We start from the raw sequence: 20,377 nt of genomic DNA, 5'->3' as shown, positions 1-20,377 counted from the left end.
CCTACGCATAGATTTCTGATATTTCTGAAATCTCGTATACCTTGCTATTAACAACTATGTTGATTTTGCTTCCGTCAAATTGAACACCGGAAACAACACCGCTTTCCACACTTGGTATCTCTTCGTAGTCTCCGTTTCCTGTTACTTTAAGTACCTTGAATGTGTATTTCCCATCCCTCACTTTTGTACCGTTCTCATCTTTTCCATCCCAGGCAAATAGCTGCATTCCAGCATCAACGTTGCCAAGCTTTTGCTCTTTCACGAGTTTTCCATTTCCATCAAATATCCTGATGATAATGTTCGCTGGTTCGTCAAGCTTGAAAACTTTCGTCTCTGGAACCCCGTTCGAGACCTGTATCGTGTTGGTCTTAACCACCGCGGTCTTTCCTATCATGGAAACTGCTTGTGTTCGGTAAAGTTGAGCTGCCGTCTCAACAAATTGCTGCACAGACTTGCTCATGTTCATTATCTGCTCGAGGGATGAAAGCTGAGACATCTGCGCAATGAAGTCCCTGTCTTTCATTGGCTCAAGTGGATCTTGATTTTTGAGCTGCGTGATCAATAGTCTCAGGAACGCTTCTTTATCCATATCTTTCTTCGTTGTTCTTTCACTCACCTGGGAGAAGAGATTAGACGTCGCGTTCACGTTCATCATCATCTTCCATCACCTCTTCATTAAACGCTCTTTTTCTATTTCCTTCTTGATTATGTTCTCTTTGTTGTTGATTGTGCTGATGTCTACTTTCTTCATAGTAGTTGTTCTCTTCTTTCATGCGCACTTCCAAGTTCTTCACATCAAAATCCAGAGTTGTCAATCTTTCTCGCAAAACACCGATGTTTTTTTCCAAAAGCTCCTTACTTTTTTCATTCTCCGCCACAAAAACGATAGTAATGGACCTGCCCTCTTTTTTCAACTCAACGTCGATGTTCCCGAGTTGTTCTGGATACAACTTCATCCTTACGTTCTCTTCCAATTTGCCTGAAAATCCAAATTCTCTTATCTTTTGATAAATCTCTTCAAGGTTACGAGCATATTGTAAACGTTCTGCAAGTTCAAATCTGCTACTTGCTTGGTATGTTTGCTCGAATTTTGTTTCCGATGCTTTGTACGTCATTTCAGCAAGCCGTTCTAAGAACTTGTTTGAGATGTTAGGTTTTTCTTGAATTTCTCCTTTCTTAGGTTCATCTTTAACTCTGTACTCAACTTCAAAGGACTTTATCTCTAATTTATTCTTCGACACCTCACCAGCCTCATTCCTAAATGCCTTTGCATCGTATTTTTCTTGCTGAGAGTTCGTATTTTGAAAAATGTCGTTCTGAGCCGGTTTCACAACATCGCTTGAAATTTCAGGTTGTGTTATGTCTGGAATGTTTGATTTTTCAGCTAATTGTACGTTGTTTTTATCTTTAATGCTTTCGTTCACTTGAACATTTGGTTGATTAGACACAACCTTTGGATTTTCCATAGCTGCGCTTTTGACTAACTCAGCTGCTAGTGATATCTGTTGGTTGGAGATTTTTGAAGCTTTAGAATCTATTGCATTATCTTTTCCAATATCTTCGTCCTTACTTTGGAAATTCACAATCTGATTTAATTTTTCCGAAGCAATCAATCTTATTGAACCAAGTATCGGTAAGATGTTTCCATCGCTCTTCCTTTCTGCATCATTTTGCTTAGACTCATTAGCGTTACTGTTCGCAACAAAAGGAACAACCCGCTGACTAGTCTGGATTTTCTCTTGCGAGATAACTTTATCTATCTTTTCCATGTTGGATTTATTCTGTACGTTTGTATGGGATGTCGATAAACCGTTTACTACTGCCACATTTTCCGAAGTTCTTGCATTTCTAACATTGATTTCATGAAGCACGTTCGTTTTTTCGACATTTACATTAGACACAACACCATTGGTCGAATTTTGTCTTTGCAAAGATTTAGAAAACTCATTGACTGAAGATTGAAGTAACTGGGCTCTCTCTTCTAAATAAGCGATGTTTTCAATACTGATAAAACTGCTAACACGACCGATTGATTTGTTCTCCTTAGTTGATGCTTCCAGTTTTTCCCTCTTTTCATTAATCACATTTGTTTTCGTATCGCTCGCTTTCGACTGGGCAATAGCAGAGTTTGATTCAACAATGCGCTTTGCTTCGAAAGCGTTTTGAGCCAGATTTTGGATGCCTTTATCGGAAGGTCTATATACGTTGTTTTGAAGTTCTTCCTTTTGCAGATTTTCCTGAATCACATCGGTCTTCTTATCGGTTGTCTTTGATTTAGCCATCTGTGAGTTTGGTTCCACTACGTATCTTGTTTTAGAAGCTTCGTGACCGATGTCCTGAACAATTTCAACCTCGGCTTTTTGACTGAAAATTCTGGCAATTTGGTTGCTCTGAGGTTCGGCTATTTTGTTTCCTAAGCTTTGCGCTGTCTTGGAATTACTTGTCTTTGTTTCGCTCAGTTGTTGTGAGAATATTTGAACATTCTGCAAATCATCGCGCTTGGTTTTGGTTGGTGCTTCGTAGTTAAAAATACCTGCGTTATCGCTAACGGTTCTATTTTCATTTACGTATTTAGGCTGGACATTTTCGGAAGCGTTCATAACAACTTTTGTTTGCTTATTATCCTTCGAACTATTTGATGAAACTGGTCCTGAATTTTCCTTTCCAGCATCATCCATGTTCAAAGTCACTTCTTTGGCGCTGACTTGTGCTTGCTGTTCAGTGTGAACAGTATTTGCTTTAATAGAAAGTTTCTCTGCTGTTTCGTATTTTGTGTACATGTTCTGACCTTTAACACCAGTATCCGCAACCACAATCCCATGTTTATCATCTTTTGGAGCTTCGGATGTGAACTCGGTCAAAAACTTTTTTTTGAGCTGCGAAACGCTATCTTCTTCTTTGGTTGCTTCGATGATTTTTTCTTCTTTCAAATATGCCGTGCCAGTTTCGCTTTTTCCGTTTTCAGAAGCGGATGTTTGTAAGGAATTCGAGATAATGTTCGAATCCTTTTTCGATAGTTCTTGGAGTTTGCCTATTACTGATATGTGTTTGTCATTATTGATATCTTTGCCTTCACTTAGCTCATTTGAAGCTTGAGAGAACAGTTCTTCACCATTGTCACTCTTTACCTCGTGGGTCTTGCTATCCCCAGCGGTAGTCTCCTTTATTAATCTTTCGCTTTGGCCAGTGACGGTTGTTTGCAAGATTTCTTTCTTGTTCATTTTGTTTTCTTCGCCCAATGAACCTACTTGATTCTCGTTTTTCACTATTTGTTGTGAAAGTGCGATCTTTTTCGCTACAGCGCTATTCTCGTTCTGGGGACTTTCGCTAGTGTCTGTTTTAGATAGTTCATCAACGACTTTTTGGAGAATCTTTTCAAAAGATTCTCCATTTCCAGAACTTTTACTTATTTCGGAAAGCACGCTTTGAACTTTCTCAGGACTACCGAGAATTTTTGTAAGGTTGATTAGATCAATCAAAATCTCGCCCCCAAGTTCAAAACTTCGATGAAGAGCTCTTCGTTCTTGTCTTTTATGTCTTTCAACAACCTGATTCGTGTTTGGTCATCGACGTTTGAAAGGATGTAGAACACCAAGTCTGGCTTTTTGCTTATCTTTTCAACCATGTTCCAGATTTCTTCGTACGGCATTTCTGATAAGTATGCTGAAAGCCCTTTCCTAAAACCATCCACTGTTATTATCTGCGCTTCGTATGAAACTAACTCGTTTATCTTCGCCTCAAGGTCTTGGATTTTGTTCTCTATATCACTAATTATCTGATCCACACCGCCTATCTTCTCAACGACTTGAGCTGCCTTTACTGGATTAACTGCGGTGAGTTCTTGGAGTAATTCCGCCCTTGTATCTGCAGGTAGCTTTGAAAGTATCAGTGCAAGTGTTTCAACCGACATGTTTTCTGCATTCATTAGCCTTCTGAGCTGTGGTGGATCTGAGTTGAGAAATGTATCTACAAGGTCCTGCAAGCGCTTCAGTGTTGTTGTATCTTCAACTTTGTTCAGTTGTTCTTTTAATCTCTGCTCTTTCCAGTTATTCTCCACCGTTTTCAGCGCTTCTAAGAGTTTGTTAACTTCGGATTCTTTCTTGGCTAAGAGTGTTTCTTTTTCCTCCAGTTCTTTTAATTTCGCATCGAGTTGTGAAGCGTATTGCTCATAAGCGCTTTCAAAGTACTCTTTTGCGGTGAAAACGTTTATTGGCTCGTACTGAACGAAGTTTTTCACAATCGGAACTTTGGAAAATAAAAGGCCAAAATAGTTTCTCCACGCTTGGAACGTAGAGGCCTCTTTTCCGTAAATTTGACTTATAAGATATGAAGAATAGCCATAGAAAAAAATCACTGCAACAATTAGCACTCCAATAAGGATGCCCAACAATATGAAAAGCCATTTTCTTGATTTCATTAGTCCACCTCCAATTCAATATTCTTCTGTGCGATATGATTTTCCTAAGTGTGAAAAAAGAAAAGGGTCGGCTGATGCCGACCCTCATTACTGCCAAAGAAATTATCGTTATTCTTCCGCTTGCTGTTCGAGGTACTTCTTGCGTTCTGCTATTATCTTTTCTTGGATGTTTGGTGGAACGATATCGTATTTCGCAAACCTCATCGTGAAATAACCTCTACCACTCGTGATCGATGAGAGTCTGCTCTGGAAGTCAAGCATTTCGGCAAGTGGGACTTCTGCTTTGACAACAGTCATACCTTTTCCTGCAGGCTCCATTCCCATCGGTCTTCCCCTTCTTGAGCTTATATCTCCCATCACATCTCCAGCGTTTTCATCTGGTGTGAAGACTTCTACGTACATTACTGGTTCAAGCAAAACTGGCCTTGCCTGCTGCATACCTTTTTTGAATGCTTGAATTGCTGCGATTTGGAACGAGATATCCGATGAGTCGACTTCGTGGTACGAACCGTCGAATAGTGTTACTCTGACATCGACAACCGGATACGCCGCAAGCACACCTTTCTTCATTGCTTCACGAATTCCTTTTTCAACCGACGGGATGAAGTTTCTTGGAATGACTCCACCCACGATCTTGTCAACAAATTCAAAGCCCGCGCCTCTTTCAAGTGGCTCGATCTCTATCTTAACGTGTCCATACTGACCGTGTCCACCTGTTTGTTTCTTGTGTTTGTGCTCAGAAATCGCCTTTGCCATTACAGTTTCCCTGTAAGCAATCTTCGGTTTTCCAACCTCTACATCTACGCCAAAGATGTTCTTGAGTCTTTCAACCATGACATCAAGGTGCATACCACCAATACCTGAGATAACGGTTTCCGAAGTTTCGGGATCGAATTCCCAAGCGAATGTTGGATCGGAATCCGCCAATCTGCTCAGACCGTTGCTGATCTTGTCGATGTCTGACTTTGATTTTGGGTTGACGCTCTTGGAGATCATCGGTTCCGGGTAAACTGGAGGAATTATCGCAAGTTTCCTATCTTTGTGCGTTAGTGTGTCCCTAACGGCACTCTCTTTGAGTTTTGGAAGGACAACAACATCACCACAGGATGCCTCCTCAACTTCGTAGGTTTCCTTACCTTTTGCAAAGTACAGGTGTCCGACCTTTTCTTGGGAACCTCTTGTTACATTAACAAATGTATCACCTGGTTTAAGAACACCGGAGACAACCTTTATGTAGCTCAATTTTCCAACGAACGGGTCAACAACCGCTTTGAACGTGTAACCAACGAACGGATCTGTCTCGGAAGCTACAACATCCACTTCGTCGCCACTTTCGAGTCTTGCCTTGTACGGTTTAGCTTCAAGTGGAGAAGCACCGATGTTGTTCAGTGTTCTAAGTAATACGTCAACACCTATGTTCTTTTCTGCAGAACCTGCCAAAACTGGGACGATTTGTCTTTCGATGAATCCCTTTCTAAGAGCCGACCAAAGTTCTTCAGGGGTAATTGGTTCTTCTGCAAAGTATTTTTCCATCAAAGTATCATCGAGTGAAACGATATCTTCCATTATCGACATCTTAATTTCTTCAACTTTATCCTTTACTTCTGCTGGAATTTCTGTCTCCTTTGGTTTGCCATTTTCATAGAGGTATGCTTTTCCAGAGATAAGATCGACAACTCCTTTGAAGTTCGCTTCTGCACCAACTGGGTAGACTATGGGTACAATCTTCGCTTCGAACCGTTCCTTGAGTGATGCGAGTGAATTCTCAAAGCTTGCTCTTTCCTTGTCCATCTGGTTGATGAAGACCATTATGGGTTTTTCCATTTCCGTTGCAAGAGCCCATGTTCTTTCCGTCTGGATTTCCACACCTGCCGTTGCATTTATAACGCTGATAACATTCTCGGAAACGAAGATCGCACTGATAACTTCACCAATAAAATCGCTGAAACCTGGCGTGTCAACAAGCGTGATCTGTTTACCTTCGAACTTAAACGTGCCAACATGCGAGTTTATACTTGCACCCCTTTGTGCTTCTATTGGATCAAAATCAACCTCTTTCTTTGTAACGTTCATCCCACCAAGGTTAAGAGCAGCTACCATCAAAGCGGATTTTCCAGAACCGTTGTGACCCACAAGAGCCACTGTGCGTTTATCCTTCGCAACCATGTCCCCACCTCCGTATATGATAAAAAAATGTCACTGTGGTATATTTTACCAGAATATTTCAGATTTTCAAACCCTGTATTTTGTTTCCAAGCTCTCCAATTCGATAATGCACGTAGATAGTTCCCTTAGAATTCAGAATCTGAGCTTTTTCAAAGCGTAATGAGTAGTGTTTGTCAATATTTGAAAAAAGATTCAACCCGTCAGGTAGGATTATCGGTTCTATTGTCAAGTGTAAGTCTGTTACAAGACCAGCGTTTAGAAATTGAGAAAACAAAGTCTGACCACCGATAACGCACACGTCTTCAAAACCTCGGTTCCTAAGTTCCTGAATTATCTGCGAAACGTTCCCGTTTAGTACCAAATCAGGCTCTCCACAAGAAAACACGCCCTTTGTGCTCAGAACAACGTTGTACCTTCCGGGCAATCTTTTACCAATCGCTTCGTAGGTCTTTCTGCCCATAACAACAAGACCTGAGCGGGTGGTTATTTCTTTGAAAAGTCTTTTGTCCTCCGGACTTCCCCAATCCGTTCTATCGTTTTCATTAATTGCGATAGTTCCCCTTACATCTGTCACTGCCAGCAATCTGATTCTCGTATCAACCACCTTCCCTTTCATTTAATATATTTTAGCACAGTGCAATGAATAAAAAAGCGGTACCCGCTTTCCGGGTACCGCTTTTTTTGCTATTTCTTCTAGTATTAATATTCTGGCATTTCAGGCACGGATGCTTTCTTTTCCTCTGGCTTTTCAACGACGAGCACTTCTGTTGTGAGGAGCATTCCAGCGATTGAGGCTGCGTTTTGCAGTGCACTCCTTGTAACCTTTGCTGGGTCAATTATACCGCGTTCGTACATGTTGCAGTATTCTCCTTTGAGTGCATCGAAACCGTATGCTACCTCGTCTTTTGCAAGAACGTTGTGTACTATAATCGCACCGTCGTAACCAGCGTTGAGAGCAATCTGTCTGATTGGCGCCTCGAGTGCGTTGTAAACGATCTGTGCTCCGAGTTTCTCATCACCAGTAAGTTCGTTCAAGAGTGGCTCGATGGCTTTTCTTGCTCTCAAGAGTGTGATTCCACCACCAGGAACGATTCCTTCTTCAACAGCTGCCCTTGTTGCGCTAAGAGCGTCTTCAATTCTGTGTTTCTTTTCTTTGAGTTCCGTTTCTGTAGCAGCACCGACTTTTATAACTGCTACTCCACCAGCGAGTTTTGCCATTCTTTCTTGCAACGTTTCTTTTTCGTATTCGCTTGTGGTCTGTTCGATCTGGGCTTTAATCTGAGCGATTCTCTTTTTGATTTCTTCAGGTTTACCTTTACCACCGACGATTATTGTTTCGTCTTTCTTTACTCTAACAACATCCGCTCTACCGAGGTCTTGGAGTGTGAGGTCTTCGAGATTGATACCAACTTCTTCGCTTGCTACGATACCGCCTGTGAGAATTGCAATATCCTGGAGCATGGCTTTCCTTCTGTCACCGAAGCCAGGAGCCTTAACTGCAACTGTGTTGAGTGTACCCTTGAGCTTGTTGAGCACCAGCGTTGTGAGTACTTCACCTTCGACATCTTCTGCAATGATTACGAGTGGTCTGCCTGTTTGAGCAACTTTTTCAAGTATTGGGATGAGTGGTTTTACGTTGGAAAGTTTTCTATCGGTAATGAGTATGAACGGTTCGTTGTAGACAACTTCCATCTTTTCTGGGTCTGTTACAAAGTACGGTGAGATATAACCTCTGTCAAATTGCATACCTTCGGTGAATTCAACGTATGTGTCGATGGTTTTGCTGTCCTCAACTGTGATGACTCCATCTTCTCCAACCTTTTCCATAGCTTCTGCAATAAGCTTTCCAATCTCTTCACTGTTGGCGCTTATAGCTGCAACGTGTGCTATATCTTCCGTGCTGGAGAGCTTCTTGGAAATCTTTTTAATTTCCTCAACAACCTTTGCTACAGCTTTGTCGATTCCGCGTTTTACAAGTATTGGATTTGCACCAGCTGCGACCATCTTGAGTCCTTCTTTAATCATTGCCTGCGCAAGAACTGTTGCGGTTGTCGTACCGTCACCGGCAACGTCGTTTGTCTTGCTTGCAACTTCCTTAACGAGCTGAGCACCAAGGTTTGCGAACTTGTCTTCGAGTTCTATTTCCTTAGCGATGGAAACACCGTCGTTTGTAATTGTTGGGCTTCCCCAAGATTTTTCGATAACGACGTTTCTACCCTTTGGACCAAGTGTGATCTTCACTGCATTCGCAACCGCATCAACACCTGATTCGAGTGCCCTTCTTGCTTCTTCACTGTATTTCAACAACTTTGCCATATCTCACACCTCCTCCAATTTTCCGTTTTTATTCTTCTATTTTTGCAAGAATGTCGTTCAAATCGATCAAAATGTAGTCTTCATCGTCGATCTTAATTTCTGTTCCGGAGTACTTGTTGTATATTACCTTGTCTCCGACTTTGAGTGTGCAATCTTCTGGCAGTTTACCAACTTCAACTATCTCAGCCTTCATCGGTTTTTCCTTAGCGGCATCTGGAAGTACAATACCACCTGCTGTCTTCTTTTCTTCGATGATGGGCTTTATCAAAAGCCTTTCACCAAGTGGTTTTACCTTCATACTCTTACCCCCTCCTGTCACATGTTGTTGTGTTTTGATTATCACTCTTTAGTTGCGTGTGCTAATTTTAGTATAACAGAAAAATGAAATATGTGAATTGTGAAAGTTTACGTCTATGGCCATTTATGCAGCTTTATAGCGAAATAAATGTATTTTTCTTATTTTTTCTTATGTTTTCACTAACCAAAATTGACTGAACGGCTTTGTTTGCAACATCACGAAAAGTATGGTATTGAAAAACAAAAGCCCTGGGATCAACCAGGGCTGAAGTCTGAACTGTTGGTGGAGCCGATGGGACTTGAACCCACGACCTCTACCGTGCCATGGTAGCGCTCTCCCAAGCTGAGCTACGGCCCCACTATTATGACACATGCATCTTAATACGCATGAAGATTATATCATTTATTGAAAAAAAATCAAGAAGGATTCCTTTACATTTTTTCTTAACAAAATTTCAATAATTTTGACTAATTCGAGGTCTAAATTTATAGTTGATGTAGTAGGAGCAGGCACGCCTAATATAGAATATGTTATTGGGTAAATTTGTGTTCTGGTACTTTTTGGGATGTTTGTCACAAATAAGAAGATAAAAAATAGAACACTTTCGGAGGTGTGCTTGTATGAAACCTGAAGTTAAAAAAAGCAGGTTCTTTTTTGGGTTCATCACCAAGTCAACTGCTTTGTTATTGATTGTGCTGAATATCTTTCTGTTAGCTGTTTTCTCATGTACTTCAAGAGGTACAACAACTTCCAACGAAAAGTCTAAAGTATCCTACCCAGAAGTCACTTTTGTCAATACGGATGTAAAAATCACCGTTGAACCACTCGAGCCGGGCTTGTCGAACATAAAGGTGAAATTCAAACACAGTGACAGCACCGTGTTCAGTGAATCCATTTCGATTAACAAGTACCCTTACGAAATCACGAAGCGCTTCTCAAAGCCGGGCATTTACCAGCTAAGTGTTGAGGGTTATTCGATAGTTGATAATGTTTGGTACACCACTAACGGAACAATGACGGTTTACGATTCGTTACCTCCCTTAATTGAGGAAGTGAGACTCATACCCGAGCGCCCGTATGTGGGCGATGAGGTGATGCTGCTAATCAAAGTCGGTAGTGAGAACCCCATAGTGAACTACACTTTGGACGGTCGAGTAGGTGGTAACACTTGGATAAGGAAAGCACTTACCGAGAAGGCGGGATATGTTTATAGAAAACTTGAACCAGTAAATTATCCTGGAAAAGTGGAGCTATTTCTAAAAACTTCTTCTTACAATATGGAGGATGCCACGAAGGTAGTATTCGAAGTAAATCCAGTGGATAGGGTCAAACCTATCATTAATGTTTTCACTAAGACTTTTTATCCGGTAAACTCAGATGTGATCTTCGAAGTCAAAATGTATGACAACGAAGAGCTCGATTATTACAAAGTGGAGTTCAATGGTGAAGTTGTCGAGCAAGGTAAGATTTCAGGAAAATCGTTTGAAAAAGCCATAAAAATAGGTAAAAAAGAACTTGGAACACATACGCTTAATATAACTGTGAGAGATAAAGAAGGAAATGCCGCCTACTATTCGAAAAGAATCTACGTCGGTTCGACGGCTTTGAGTTTTGAGGTCGAGGTGAGCCCAGCGAATTTAACTGCAGGTGGAACGGCGGTTATCGCACTTGTTCCACAAGAAGAGAGAGTCCGATACACAAAGATTGTGTACTTCGTCGACGGGAAAGCGATAGACTCGAGCATCGCTTCTGAAGGAAAAGAAGCAAAAAGATTTACTTTGTGGGACGTAGAAGAGGGAACACATATAATTACAGTTTACGCGGAATCGGACGATAATAGAGGTGGAATAGCCGAAACTTTTGTGAGTGTACCCGACTACAACGGTCCGAGATTTATCTCACTCACCGTAAACGATGTTGAGATGGGGAAGGACCAGCCAACGTATATTTCTCCTGGACCGGCGGTCTTTAAATTGAAAGTCTACGACGCTGGTGGAATAAACACAGGAGTTAAACCGAGGCTGCTCATCAGAGAAAACGAATTCGCCAGCTTTTACAGGGATTTACTAATGGAACCGGAAGAGATCTCTTCTGATGGGAAGACTGTTGTGTTCTCCGTGTCTACCATAATGGCACTGGGCTATTATTACGTTACTGTTATGAATGTTCAGGATTTGTCAGGTAACTTGATGCGGGATATTGGAAACTTCTTGTTGTATGTACAATAATCCTGATTTTTGTTTAGATAATCCCTGAGCAGCCAAAAAATGAAAAAAGCTTTGGTAAAAAACGGAAAAATAGAAAATTCAAAGGAGTCAACTATGCAAAATTAAATTTTTGTTTTGAGTGTGAGATAGCATAATCAATATTGAACTTCTCTTTCTTTCTCAACATTGCGTACAACGTTCGCAATAACTTGTGTACTACTGACATTATCGCTTTTTTGTACGGTATACCTTGCTGCCTTTTTCGTTCATAGTATGTTCGGAAATATTCGTTGTGAATCACTACACTCACTGCCATTAGCCATAGTATTCGTCTTAGGTGGGCATTGCCCCTTTTCGATATGTGTCCTTCTACTTTGCTTTTGCCTGATTGGGCAATGCTTGGATCGAGTCCACAATACGCAATGAGTTTTTTGTATGTACTAAATCTTGAGATATCTCCAACTTCTGCCAAGAAATGCATCGCGCTGTTTTCACCAATACCTGGTATTGACGTGAGTATCTCGATATCAAGGTTTATCGCACTACATTCGCAATATTCTTTCATCATCTTGTCGTATTCTTCAAGCTGTTGCTGTAAAAATTGTAGTTCTTTGATATTTTGCACAAGAATCTTTTCTTTCATCGGCCAATATTGAGCAATCGAGTTATTAGCGAGTTCTTTAAGTTTTTGAGCATTAAGTTTTGTACTTCTGCCACGGTCTTTGGAAAAGAACACATCCAGATTACGAGCCTTTTGAATAGCCTTGGCAGAAGGGAAATGAGAAAGAAGATTGAGGATAGTGTCACTGTAGATATTGGTAACTCTTTCGAGTTCAGGGAAAAGAACGTTGAGCAGTTTTTCGATATTGTCTTTAACTTTTGCGATGCGGTGGATAATGTTTTCGCGTGCTCTGACAATATCACGAAGCTCAGAGTTGACAAAAGCAGAAGAAGGAATTTGATGTTGTAGGTAAAACAAAGCAGTAGCGATAATGCGAGCATCGATTTTGTCGGTTTTGGTCTTTCGAAGAGAAGCAAAGTTTTTAACAGTTAGAGGATTAAAAACAGCGCAAGCAAAGTCGTTGGAAGAAAGGAAAGCCAGAAGGTTGAGATGATAACAGCCAGTAGATTCCATAGCGATGATGATGGATTGTTTTGGGAAGGCAGAGAGTTTGTTTGCGAAGGAGGAAAAGCCTTGCTGGGACATATCGAAAGAAGATTCGAAGATGATGGAACTGGGATTAGAGATAGCGCAGACGTTGAACTTATCCTTGGAAACATCGATGCCGACGAAAACAGGGAAGTTATCCATGAAAAATCCTCCTTTCGAATGATGAGGGCAGGGAGCCTGCTGAACCAATCCTCCATGCTGACGAGGGCTGAAAGCCCAACCAACTAATCATGGTTAAAGGCAGGCAACAGACTCCTTAAATGGCTTAAAAGCCAAGGTGACATAAGTTGTCCTGCCCTCAATTTTTTTAAGCTAAATTATTTATACCATATTTTTATGTAGGAGGTGACATATGAAAGTCTTGTAAAGCTAGTGTGCAAAAAAACGTTCTCGTGTTTCTTGCTTCAGATACGCGGTAGTTCGGAATGAGCTCCAACTCAGCCCAAAACTTTCAGGTTCTCTGACGTTTGGATGTAACGATTAATAAGCATGTGAGAAAGGAGGGTACGGTGTATGAAGGTGCGATTTAAACTTTTGGTTGTCTTGTTAACGTTCATAATAGTTCTGTTGCCGCAGTTCACGTTTTCTGCACTGAACATCAGCGGATTATGGGCCCCAACATTCTCAAGGTCGATACCAGGCAAATCAGGACCGAGTATAATTGCGCTGGAAGGTGGAACCTTGCTTTATCTGTCAAACGACGGTGCTCTTTTCACACTGACTATGGCAGGTGGCACCATTCAACAAGGACAAATTGATCAAGTGGCGAACATCGTAGCTCCTCCCGTGTTTATTAAACCTGATAGCGGTCCTGACAGGTACTTGATATACGTCACTGCTCAGGGTACGGCTCAAAATAGACTCGTAGTGCATCATTTCACACAAGGTAGTACAGGTGGCACTGCATATTATACAAACATAAACGGTCCATCCTATGGACTTACAGCATACCTTGACTCAGGCCAAATTGTTATTTTCCTTGGCACAGTTAACGGTACTTTGTATAGAATAACTTATGACACCGTGAATAACAGTTTTGTAACACCACCTATTACAGTAAACCTCGGACAGCCCATTAAAACACCCCCGATGCTCAATCCAGGTAGAACACGAGTATACGTGCTAACCCAGAACGGAACATTCTCGATAAGATATGAAAATGACCTAACTGAAGTTTCTTCAATAACTCTTGGTGGTGAATTTACAACACCTATGGCGATGAGTAGTAGCGGACACGTTTATGCACTGAGCAACCAAGGTACACTCTACAAAATTGATCCATCCACATCGCCTTCGGAACAACACGTTACATTCTTGAGTGCTGCCAATTCATCTGGACCGCTAATAGATGGTGATGATATTATTTATGTCTTTGGAGATAACGGGAAAGTAGTAGCACTTAACTCCAGTTTGACAAAAGCAGGAGAATTCAGCATCGGACAACAGATCACCTCAACACCAGGTATCGTAAAAGGTCTTGACGGTATAACATACCTAATTGTGCCATCATCTTCGTATGGAAACGGAAAGGTAAGCATACTTTCGTATAACTTAACAAGCGGACAGTTTAACTTAGTATGGCAGTACAACATTCCAAGCTCAATACCAATCAGTGGTGCTGTGAATATCGCACCGTTGGGTGCTCTTATGTCCGAGAATTACTATTTCACCGTAGCGGCAAATGATGGAACCGTGTACGCATGGCAGTTCGATGCACGTGGCCCCTACGGTATTTGGGCAAAGTACGGTCAAAACTCGTTTAATACAGGTTTCATTGACCGAACTTCTATAGGCTTTAGCTCGAGAATTTATTTGATAGCAAGAGAAGGTTACTACGGCAAAGAACTTTCAAGTTCTCTACTTTCAGGTTCGATATCAAGCCCCGTTTATGGTTTGCTTTACGATGCGACCATCGTGAATGACGATAATAGCCCACCTACAGTATTCAGGAATTTAAGAACGAACGAAACAAATCCTGCTTCTATTCTTCAAGGTATCCCAGGTGTTCAATCAGCCGTTGTCGAGTTCTCAACACCAACAACTGCTAGATTACTACTTGGTAGATACGTTAACGTGCGTGGTGTTAGTACACAACCAACGAAGGACTCCACGTTTACCTTCAGGTTCTGGAGAACAGGCGCTCCAAATAATTACGAAGGTGCACAAGGTGACAACCCGGCAACTTTGACGTTCAGATTCAACGACAGAAGGGTGGAACTCTACACAGATGCAAGTTATACATACTTCATTTACCACAGGTATCCACTCAGCGCAAATTCAGAAGGTACGACAGTTGTAAACACAACATTTAACTACGGTGAATTCATAAACAACCCAAATAATGCCAAGGTCACGATAAACTCAAGTCCAGTACAAGGTGGGCAAGTGTTCTATGCTTATAAATGGAACGTTTATCAATGGAATCCAGACGCGTCCACAGGCTATGACAGACAAACTTACTATTATAAAGACAGTATCCAACTACCGTTAAAGGGACCAGGATATGTTGAAATATTCTACGCTCAACTCAACGCCACCGTAACTCTCTTAGTTCCAGAGTTTGCGTATGGTCCAACTAAAGCCTTCCTATTTTTAGATGCAGCTACTAATTCAGTAGCTGAAGCTATGAGACTGGAGACTAAGCTTGGTGTTACAATAAGTAGGATTGAGTTTGAAAACTACTCTGCTAACGTCACAAAAGTAGATTCACTTAGTAGAGTATCACCCAATAAGCTAGAGATAGTCTTGCAAAACTTCAACCCACCCCTTTCTGGTACAACAAGGGTTGCGACAATTGCGCTCAACCTTATGTTCCCAGACAAAGCCACGTTTACTGGCAGTGCAAGTGACCCATACGAGCAATACTTTGATTTGTATGGATATGCACAACTTCAGGGTGGAATGGTGGATCCAGATTATCTAACCGCAAAGAGGGTTTACAAAGCAGGTAAGTTCTTATATATTCTCGGTGATTTCGACAACGACTTAGATGTGGATATCAACGACTGGAATATGTTTGTTACCAGACTTGGAACAACCGTAACCGGCACGGAAATGGTTTTCAACATTGGTCCACGCCAAGACTACACACCACCGTATCCAAATGTTTACAGCTACAAGGTTGGATACTTAACTGATTCGACCAACAATGTTGACGCATCTGACCTTTATATCTTCACGACGATGTTCGGATTTGCTATCGCTCCGGCCGATGTATTCCAGTGATTCCTTGAATAGGGAAGAGAGGTGAACGTTATGAGAAAACATCTGTTTTTAATCGCCGTTGTTTCAATTTTAATCGTACTATCAAGCTGTAACCTTTTCAGTCCCGCTAATTCCAATGCACCGAAAGAAAGAACTCCAGTTAATATAGTTGATCCGTACGGCAATAACCTATTTGTCGATGGCAAGATAAACGGGTTCCCAATGAAGGCGGATAAGAGCGGAGTCTACATTGAAGCGAAGATCAATGCTGTAAATAATTATTCATTTGACGAACCTGTTACAAGAATATTTGATGTGCAGTCGGTTGATTTCGATGGAAAGAACGTAACTATAAGACTACAAAAGAAGAACGTTAAAGATGTAGCACTCTTCAGAACAGCTGATGGGAATCTTATGTTCTACGCATACGGCTACGGCGATACACCATATTTCCAAGTGTGGCTGAAAGACAGACTCTCAACTTTTGCCGTGCAGGATATCAATCCAAGCCAAATACTCTTGGCAGGTGGATGGCTCGTTGGTGTGGGCAAGGGACGCGGGCAGAAAGGATTAGAACGTTCAAAAGATGAAATTTATGTCAAACTCAACATACCAGCAACAAAAGCTCCAGTGATTGCAAAGCTCGAAATAATAAACGAAAAGTAATTTATGTTTTCAAAAAAAGCCTGGGCTTTGCGCCCAGGCTTTTTTCATCGCACTTTAGCTGTTTTAAAGCTTATGTACCCCATGCCAAGTAGTATAATCAACGGTACAACGAGTGAGAAAGATATGTTCTTTTCTATGATTACCCCCAACAGCATGCTCACTACACTACCTCCAAGTGAGGTGAACGCGTACGTTGCACCGTTGAAGAGCGTAACGTGGTCTTTTTGAATTTTCCCAAGTGCGCATTTTTGCACGTAAGGGAAAAGTGGTCCAAAGAAAAAGCCCGAAAAGACGAAGAAAAGTGGATTTCTAAAAATAAATAACAGCGCTATAGTGAAGACTAAAATCAGCACATTTGTTCGCAATAAATTGGGGATAGCCTTCTGGATAGTATTTGTTATAAACCTACTCACCGTGAATGTCACCCAAAATAGGGCGTACGCCATGTACGTTGACAATATGCGCTCTTTCATTATCGTTCCAGCCCAAGTGATGACACCTATTTCAACGGATGAGTAAAATATAAGAAGCAGCAAGAACGTTGAAAAATTGCCGTCCTTGAACGCATCCACTATGCCCCTCAATGAGAACCCACCTTGCTGGTTGTGTAAAGCCGGGAAGTGTTTCAAAATTGTGTATATTCCAAGGGTTAAGAACAGAATAGTATATATCAAATACACGTTCCTGAAATCACCAAGGTATTTTGTTGCCCACGTTATGCAAAGGGGTGCAATCACTCCTCCAAGTCCGTACGCACCATGAAAAAAGCCAAAGTTCGCATTCTTGGCTTGCGCAAGAAGTGTTGTGGAACTTGTGAAACCAAATCCCGTTGAAAGGCCGAATACGAACAAACCGAGCATGGAAAGTAAATAATTACCTGAGAACGCAACTATCAAAGAACCTGTAATCGTCAATGTGTAGCCGATAAGTAAGGCACGCTTAATTCCCAGCCTTCCAAGGTAGAGCCCAGTGAAGATATTCGAAATGACCGTTCCTGCAAGTGAAAAGAACGGTAGAAGCGAAGAGACAGCTATTGATATATTGAACAATTCTCTAAAAGAACTCAGTAGTGGCGGCATCGAGTTTAGAACAAGCGAATAAGAGAATATCACGAGCATGGGATAAAGGTTCTCCAAAGTTGTCCACTCCTCTCTGACGGTACTTCAGTCTTCTATTCCGTACCGTTCCATTTTGTAGTACAACGTCCTGACACTGATATCAAGCATCTTTGCCGCTTTGACTTTGTCACCGCCGGATTGTTTTAACGCCGCAGTGATGACCTTTTTTTCGTACTCTTCAACCATATCTTTCAGCGGTTTTTCGCCCAAATCGGTAAATTCTGCTTCTTTCTTCTCCGCTTTCGCGCCGCTGTCATCCGGAAGGTGTTTTAAGTCGATGTACCTTTCCTCTGGTCCCATGTTTATCATGACTCTACCAAGGAAGTTCTCAAGTTCTCTTACGTTCCCTGGCCAATCTCTTGAAACTATGTATTTGATAACCCCAGGACTGATACCTTCCACCATCCTGCCGTATTGTTGATTGAGTTTTTTGACTATATGAATTGCCAATTTCGGAATGTCTTCTTTTCTATCTTTTAAGGCTGGTAAATATATCGGAAAGACGTTGAGCCTAAAGTATAGGTCTGGTAAAAACTCGCCGTTTCTCACCATCTTCTCAAGTTCCATGTTCGTTGCCGCTATAATCCTTACATCAACTTTTCTGACGTTTCTCCCGCCGACAGGAACAAACTCTTTTGTTTCGATGAACCTCAACAACTTGGGCTGCAAAGAAAGTGGAAGTTTCCCAACTTCGTCAAGGAACAAAGTGCCACCGTCTGCCTCTTCAACAAGCCCCTTTTTACCACCGTGGAGTGCGCCTGTGAAAGAGCCTTCCTCGTAACCAAACAATTCGGATTCCAAAATTGTTTCCGGTATCGCTGCGCAGTTCACACTGACAAACGGCTTGTTTCTCCTCGGGCTTGCGTTGTGAATTGCATGTGCGAACAATTCCTTACCTGTGCCACTTTCCCCTCTGAGTAAAACGGTCGCCGGAGTTTGCGCAACCTTTTTTGCCTGCTCTTTCGCAATTTGTATGAGCCTGCTTTCCCCAATGATGTCATCAAAGGTGTACTGAGCTCGCATGTGCCTGATCAGCCTTTTTACTTCTTCAAGTTCGTTGGTTAGTTTCAAAATTTCGGAAACGTCGTGAACCACCGCAACGCTACCTTTGAATTTGCCCTTCACAAACAACGGGGTAGCGTTCACGATAACCTCTTTCTTCGCTGGTCCAACCTTTAGTCGAGCGTTGTAGATCGGTTGTCTGAGTTTTGCGATGAGCATGTGTATGCTCTCACCTTCGGCAATGTCAACCGTTGCAGGCTTGCCTATGACATCTTCGGGTGAGTAACCTGTGATCTTTGTATAAGCTTTGTTAACGAGTCTTACTATACCGTTCTCATCAGCAACACTTATCGCATCGTTTGTAGAGTCAATTATTGCTTTGAGCTGAGCTTCGATTTCCTTTAAGTTGGTAATTTCTTCAGCAAGTTTTCTTATACTTGTTATATCCCTAAAGACCGCAACGGCGCCTAAGATTTTTCCATTTTCATCTTTGATTGGTATTCTTGAGGTGATGATTACTGCATTCTCGGTGTGTTGGACTTGGTCGATTTCGGGGATTCCAGTCTGGACAACGATGTGTAAACGGGTGTTTTTAACAACCTCATCGACTCTTTTCCCGACAATGTCCGAGGGTAAATTCAAAAGTTTTTGCGCGTTTTTGTTTACATAAAGCACTTTGGCGTCTTTATCAACGATGATTATTCCCTCGATAATTGAATCAAGAACTATCTTATAAATCCTTTCCATCAGCTCATCTCCATGGTTTTAGTGTGCCTGCAGTTTCAGGCACTATTCTCCAATGACTTTGACCACGACTCTTTTTCTTCTTTGTCCGTCGTACTCTGCATAGAATATCTCTTCCCAAGGCCCCAGGTCAAGTTTTCCGTTTGTAACCGGAAGTACCACTTGGTGATGGGTTAAGATGCGCTTTAAGTGGGCATCCCCGTTTGTTTCTCCAGTCCAGTGGTGTTTGTAATTACCCGCCGGTGCAAGTTTTTCAAGCCATTCCCAGATGTCTTGATGCAGACCGGATTCGTTGTCGTTCACGATTATCCCAGCGGTTATATGCATCGCTGACACAAGGCAGAAACCTTCCTTGATGCCACTTTTTTCTACAATTTCTTGTATCTTATCTGTTATGTAAACGAGTTCCCTCTTCTTGCTTGTGTTGAACCAAAGGTATTCGGTGTAGCTCTTCATATAGAGGTACCTCCTTTTAAGTTTTTATATAATTCAACGATTTTAACAATTTTATGGTCTAATTTATAGAGTGCTCTGATAGAATTATACTAGATAAATCTATTTTTTGGAACGGGCAACTGTTTTTTGGAGATCGAGTCAAAGGAGGATATATGAAAAAGATACATATTCTGAATATAGCGCTGACATTCTTCATGATTTGGGCCATCATGTTCAAATTCGAAATGACGGAAGTTCTGGACCTCAAGATTTCAGATTTGTTTTACAAAATGCGTGGTGCAGCTGGTATTTCACCCCATGTTGTGGTTGTTGGAATCGATGAATATTCACTTAGCACTCTGGAGGTAGAAGGAGATACATGGCCTTGGAACCGCGATGTTTACGGAAAGTTGCTCCAAAAAGTTTTTGAAGATGGTGCAAAAGTTGTAGCATTCGATGTTTCTTTCACAGAACCTATGGATGAAAATACAGATGCTTATTTCGCAAGTACTCTACTCATGTATGGTAATGTGGTGCTCGGTACGTATTTGATAAATGAAAAAGAAACTTACGAACTTTTCAACAAAAAGCTGAGAGAGAATAGAGCAGAACAGAACGTACCTTGATTATGCC

General features: G+C 41.5%; 15 protein-coding genes and 1 tRNA gene. 4 read left to right on the top strand and 12 right to left on the bottom strand.

Annotated elements, in window-relative coordinates; translation table 11 throughout:
• Position 1: 1 nt before the first annotated feature.
• The 8 genes from NA23_RS00155 to NA23_RS00120 all read right to left on the bottom strand — a co-directional run bounded on the left by NA23_RS00155 (position 2) and on the right by NA23_RS00120 (position 9,554).
• Positions 2 to 658 carry a flagellar hook assembly protein FlgD gene (locus NA23_RS00155; protein ID WP_033191553.1) on the bottom strand — a complete coding sequence of 219 codons (657 nt, stop codon included), beginning with the start codon at positions 656 to 658 and terminating at the stop codon, positions 2 to 4.
• Positions 630 to 3,479 (bottom strand): flagellar hook-length control protein FliK, encoded by a 2,850-nt coding sequence (locus tag NA23_RS00150; RefSeq protein ID WP_033191554.1) that lies wholly within the window; start codon positions 3,477 to 3,479, stop codon positions 630 to 632. Before NA23_RS00150 ends, NA23_RS00155 begins: the two co-directional genes overlap by 29 nt.
• Positions 3,476 to 4,417, bottom strand: a complete 942-nt coding sequence (locus NA23_RS00145) for a coiled-coil domain-containing protein (protein ID WP_033191555.1) — start codon at positions 4,415 to 4,417, stop codon at positions 3,476 to 3,478. Before NA23_RS00145 ends, NA23_RS00150 begins: the two co-directional genes overlap by 4 nt.
• A 108-nt stretch (positions 4,418 to 4,525) precedes the next feature.
• Positions 4,526 to 6,583 (bottom strand): elongation factor G, encoded by a 2,058-nt coding sequence (gene fusA, locus NA23_RS00140; RefSeq protein ID WP_033191556.1) that lies wholly within the window; start codon positions 6,581 to 6,583, stop codon positions 4,526 to 4,528.
• 58 nt (positions 6,584 to 6,641) lie between these two features.
• On the bottom strand, positions 6,642 to 7,199 hold the full coding sequence (locus tag NA23_RS00135; RefSeq protein WP_052107125.1) for a dihydrofolate reductase family protein: 558 nt from the start codon (positions 7,197 to 7,199) through the stop codon (positions 6,642 to 6,644).
• 83 nt (positions 7,200 to 7,282) lie between these two features.
• A complete protein-coding gene (groL, locus tag NA23_RS00130; RefSeq protein ID WP_033191557.1) occupies positions 7,283 to 8,899 on the bottom strand; it encodes a chaperonin GroEL in 1,617 nt (538 codons plus the stop codon).
• Between the two features lie 28 nt (positions 8,900 to 8,927).
• On the bottom strand, positions 8,928 to 9,197 hold the full coding sequence (gene groES, locus NA23_RS00125; RefSeq protein WP_014450657.1) for a co-chaperone GroES: 270 nt from the start codon (positions 9,195 to 9,197) through the stop codon (positions 8,928 to 8,930).
• A gap of 280 nt (positions 9,198 to 9,477) precedes the next feature.
• Positions 9,478 to 9,554, bottom strand: a tRNA-Ala gene (locus NA23_RS00120).
• Between the two features lie 263 nt (positions 9,555 to 9,817).
• On the opposite strand from NA23_RS00120, the gene NA23_RS00115 reads away from it, so the two are divergent.
• Positions 9,818 to 11,425 carry a hypothetical protein gene (locus tag NA23_RS00115; protein WP_033191558.1) on the top strand — a complete coding sequence of 536 codons (1,608 nt, stop codon included), beginning with the start codon at positions 9,818 to 9,820 and terminating at the stop codon, positions 11,423 to 11,425.
• Between the two features lie 91 nt (positions 11,426 to 11,516).
• On the opposite strand, the gene NA23_RS00110 is transcribed toward NA23_RS00115, so the two are convergent.
• Positions 11,517 to 12,716 (bottom strand): IS110 family RNA-guided transposase, encoded by a 1,200-nt coding sequence (locus tag NA23_RS00110; RefSeq protein ID WP_236938321.1) that lies wholly within the window; start codon positions 12,714 to 12,716, stop codon positions 11,517 to 11,519.
• Positions 12,717 to 13,088: 372 nt separating this feature from the next.
• Between NA23_RS00110 and NA23_RS00105 the strand changes: the two genes are divergently transcribed.
• The gene (locus tag NA23_RS00105; RefSeq protein WP_033191559.1) at positions 13,089 to 15,800 is read left to right on the top strand and encodes a PQQ-binding-like beta-propeller repeat protein; all 2,712 of its coding nucleotides are present in this window, start codon (positions 13,089 to 13,091) and stop codon (positions 15,798 to 15,800) included.
• Between the two features lie 30 nt (positions 15,801 to 15,830).
• A complete protein-coding gene (locus NA23_RS00100; protein WP_033191560.1) occupies positions 15,831 to 16,445 on the top strand; it encodes a hypothetical protein in 615 nt (204 codons plus the stop codon).
• 44 nt (positions 16,446 to 16,489) lie between these two features.
• Here NA23_RS00100 and NA23_RS00095 read toward each other — a convergent pair whose 3' ends face one another.
• Genes NA23_RS00095 through NA23_RS00085 form a run of 3 tightly spaced genes read right to left on the bottom strand, consistent with a single transcriptional unit; the run spans position 16,490 to position 19,765 of the window.
• On the bottom strand, positions 16,490 to 17,581 hold the full coding sequence (locus NA23_RS00095; protein WP_033191561.1) for an MFS transporter: 1,092 nt from the start codon (positions 17,579 to 17,581) through the stop codon (positions 16,490 to 16,492).
• Positions 17,582 to 17,608: 27 nt separating this feature from the next.
• The gene (locus NA23_RS00090; protein ID WP_052107126.1) at positions 17,609 to 19,312 is read right to left on the bottom strand and encodes a sigma-54 interaction domain-containing protein; all 1,704 of its coding nucleotides are present in this window, start codon (positions 19,310 to 19,312) and stop codon (positions 17,609 to 17,611) included.
• A gap of 42 nt (positions 19,313 to 19,354) precedes the next feature.
• Positions 19,355 to 19,765 (bottom strand): secondary thiamine-phosphate synthase enzyme YjbQ, encoded by a 411-nt coding sequence (locus NA23_RS00085; RefSeq protein WP_033191562.1) that lies wholly within the window; start codon positions 19,763 to 19,765, stop codon positions 19,355 to 19,357.
• A gap of 152 nt (positions 19,766 to 19,917) precedes the next feature.
• Here NA23_RS00085 and NA23_RS00080 point away from each other — a divergent pair, with 152 nt between their 5' ends.
• Positions 19,918 to 20,370, top strand: coding sequence for a CHASE2 domain-containing protein (locus NA23_RS00080; protein ID WP_236938387.1), 453 nt, complete (start codon positions 19,918 to 19,920; stop codon positions 20,368 to 20,370).
• The last annotated feature ends 7 nt before the right edge of the window (positions 20,371 to 20,377 follow it).

Origin of the sequence: Fervidobacterium islandicum (assembly GCF_000767275.3) — a bacterium.
GTDB classification, from domain to species: domain Bacteria; phylum Thermotogota; class Thermotogae; order Thermotogales; family Fervidobacteriaceae; genus Fervidobacterium; species Fervidobacterium islandicum.
This window is presented reverse-complemented; position numbering and strand designations above follow the sequence as displayed.

Excerpts from the sequence above, each read along its gene's own strand:
- NA23_RS00115 (WP_033191558.1), top strand. The coding sequence starts at position 9,818 with ATGAAACCTGAAGTTAAAAAAAGCAGGTTCTTTTTTGGGTTCATCACC.
- NA23_RS00135 (WP_052107125.1), bottom strand. The coding sequence starts at position 7,199 with ATGAAAGGGAAGGTGGTTGATACGAGAATCAGATTGCTGGCAGTGACA.
- NA23_RS00080 (WP_236938387.1), top strand. The coding sequence starts at position 19,918 with ATGAAAAAGATACATATTCTGAATATAGCGCTGACATTCTTCATGATT.
- NA23_RS00090 (WP_052107126.1), bottom strand. The coding sequence starts at position 19,312 with ATGGAAAGGATTTATAAGATAGTTCTTGATTCAATTATCGAGGGAATA.
- groL (WP_033191557.1), bottom strand. The coding sequence starts at position 8,899 with ATGGCAAAGTTGTTGAAATACAGTGAAGAAGCAAGAAGGGCACTCGAA.
- NA23_RS00110 (WP_236938321.1), bottom strand. The coding sequence starts at position 12,716 with ATGGATAACTTCCCTGTTTTCGTCGGCATCGATGTTTCCAAGGATAAG.
- fusA (WP_033191556.1), bottom strand. The coding sequence starts at position 6,583 with ATGGTTGCGAAGGATAAACGCACAGTGGCTCTTGTGGGTCACAACGGT.
- NA23_RS00105 (WP_033191559.1), top strand. The coding sequence starts at position 13,089 with ATGAAGGTGCGATTTAAACTTTTGGTTGTCTTGTTAACGTTCATAATA.
- NA23_RS00085 (WP_033191562.1), bottom strand. The coding sequence starts at position 19,765 with ATGAAGAGCTACACCGAATACCTTTGGTTCAACACAAGCAAGAAGAGG.
- groES (WP_014450657.1), bottom strand. The coding sequence starts at position 9,197 with ATGAAGGTAAAACCACTTGGTGAAAGGCTTTTGATAAAGCCCATCATC.
- NA23_RS00145 (WP_033191555.1), bottom strand. The coding sequence starts at position 4,417 with ATGAAATCAAGAAAATGGCTTTTCATATTGTTGGGCATCCTTATTGGA.
- NA23_RS00155 (WP_033191553.1), bottom strand. The coding sequence starts at position 658 with ATGATGATGAACGTGAACGCGACGTCTAATCTCTTCTCCCAGGTGAGT.
- NA23_RS00100 (WP_033191560.1), top strand. The coding sequence starts at position 15,831 with ATGAGAAAACATCTGTTTTTAATCGCCGTTGTTTCAATTTTAATCGTA.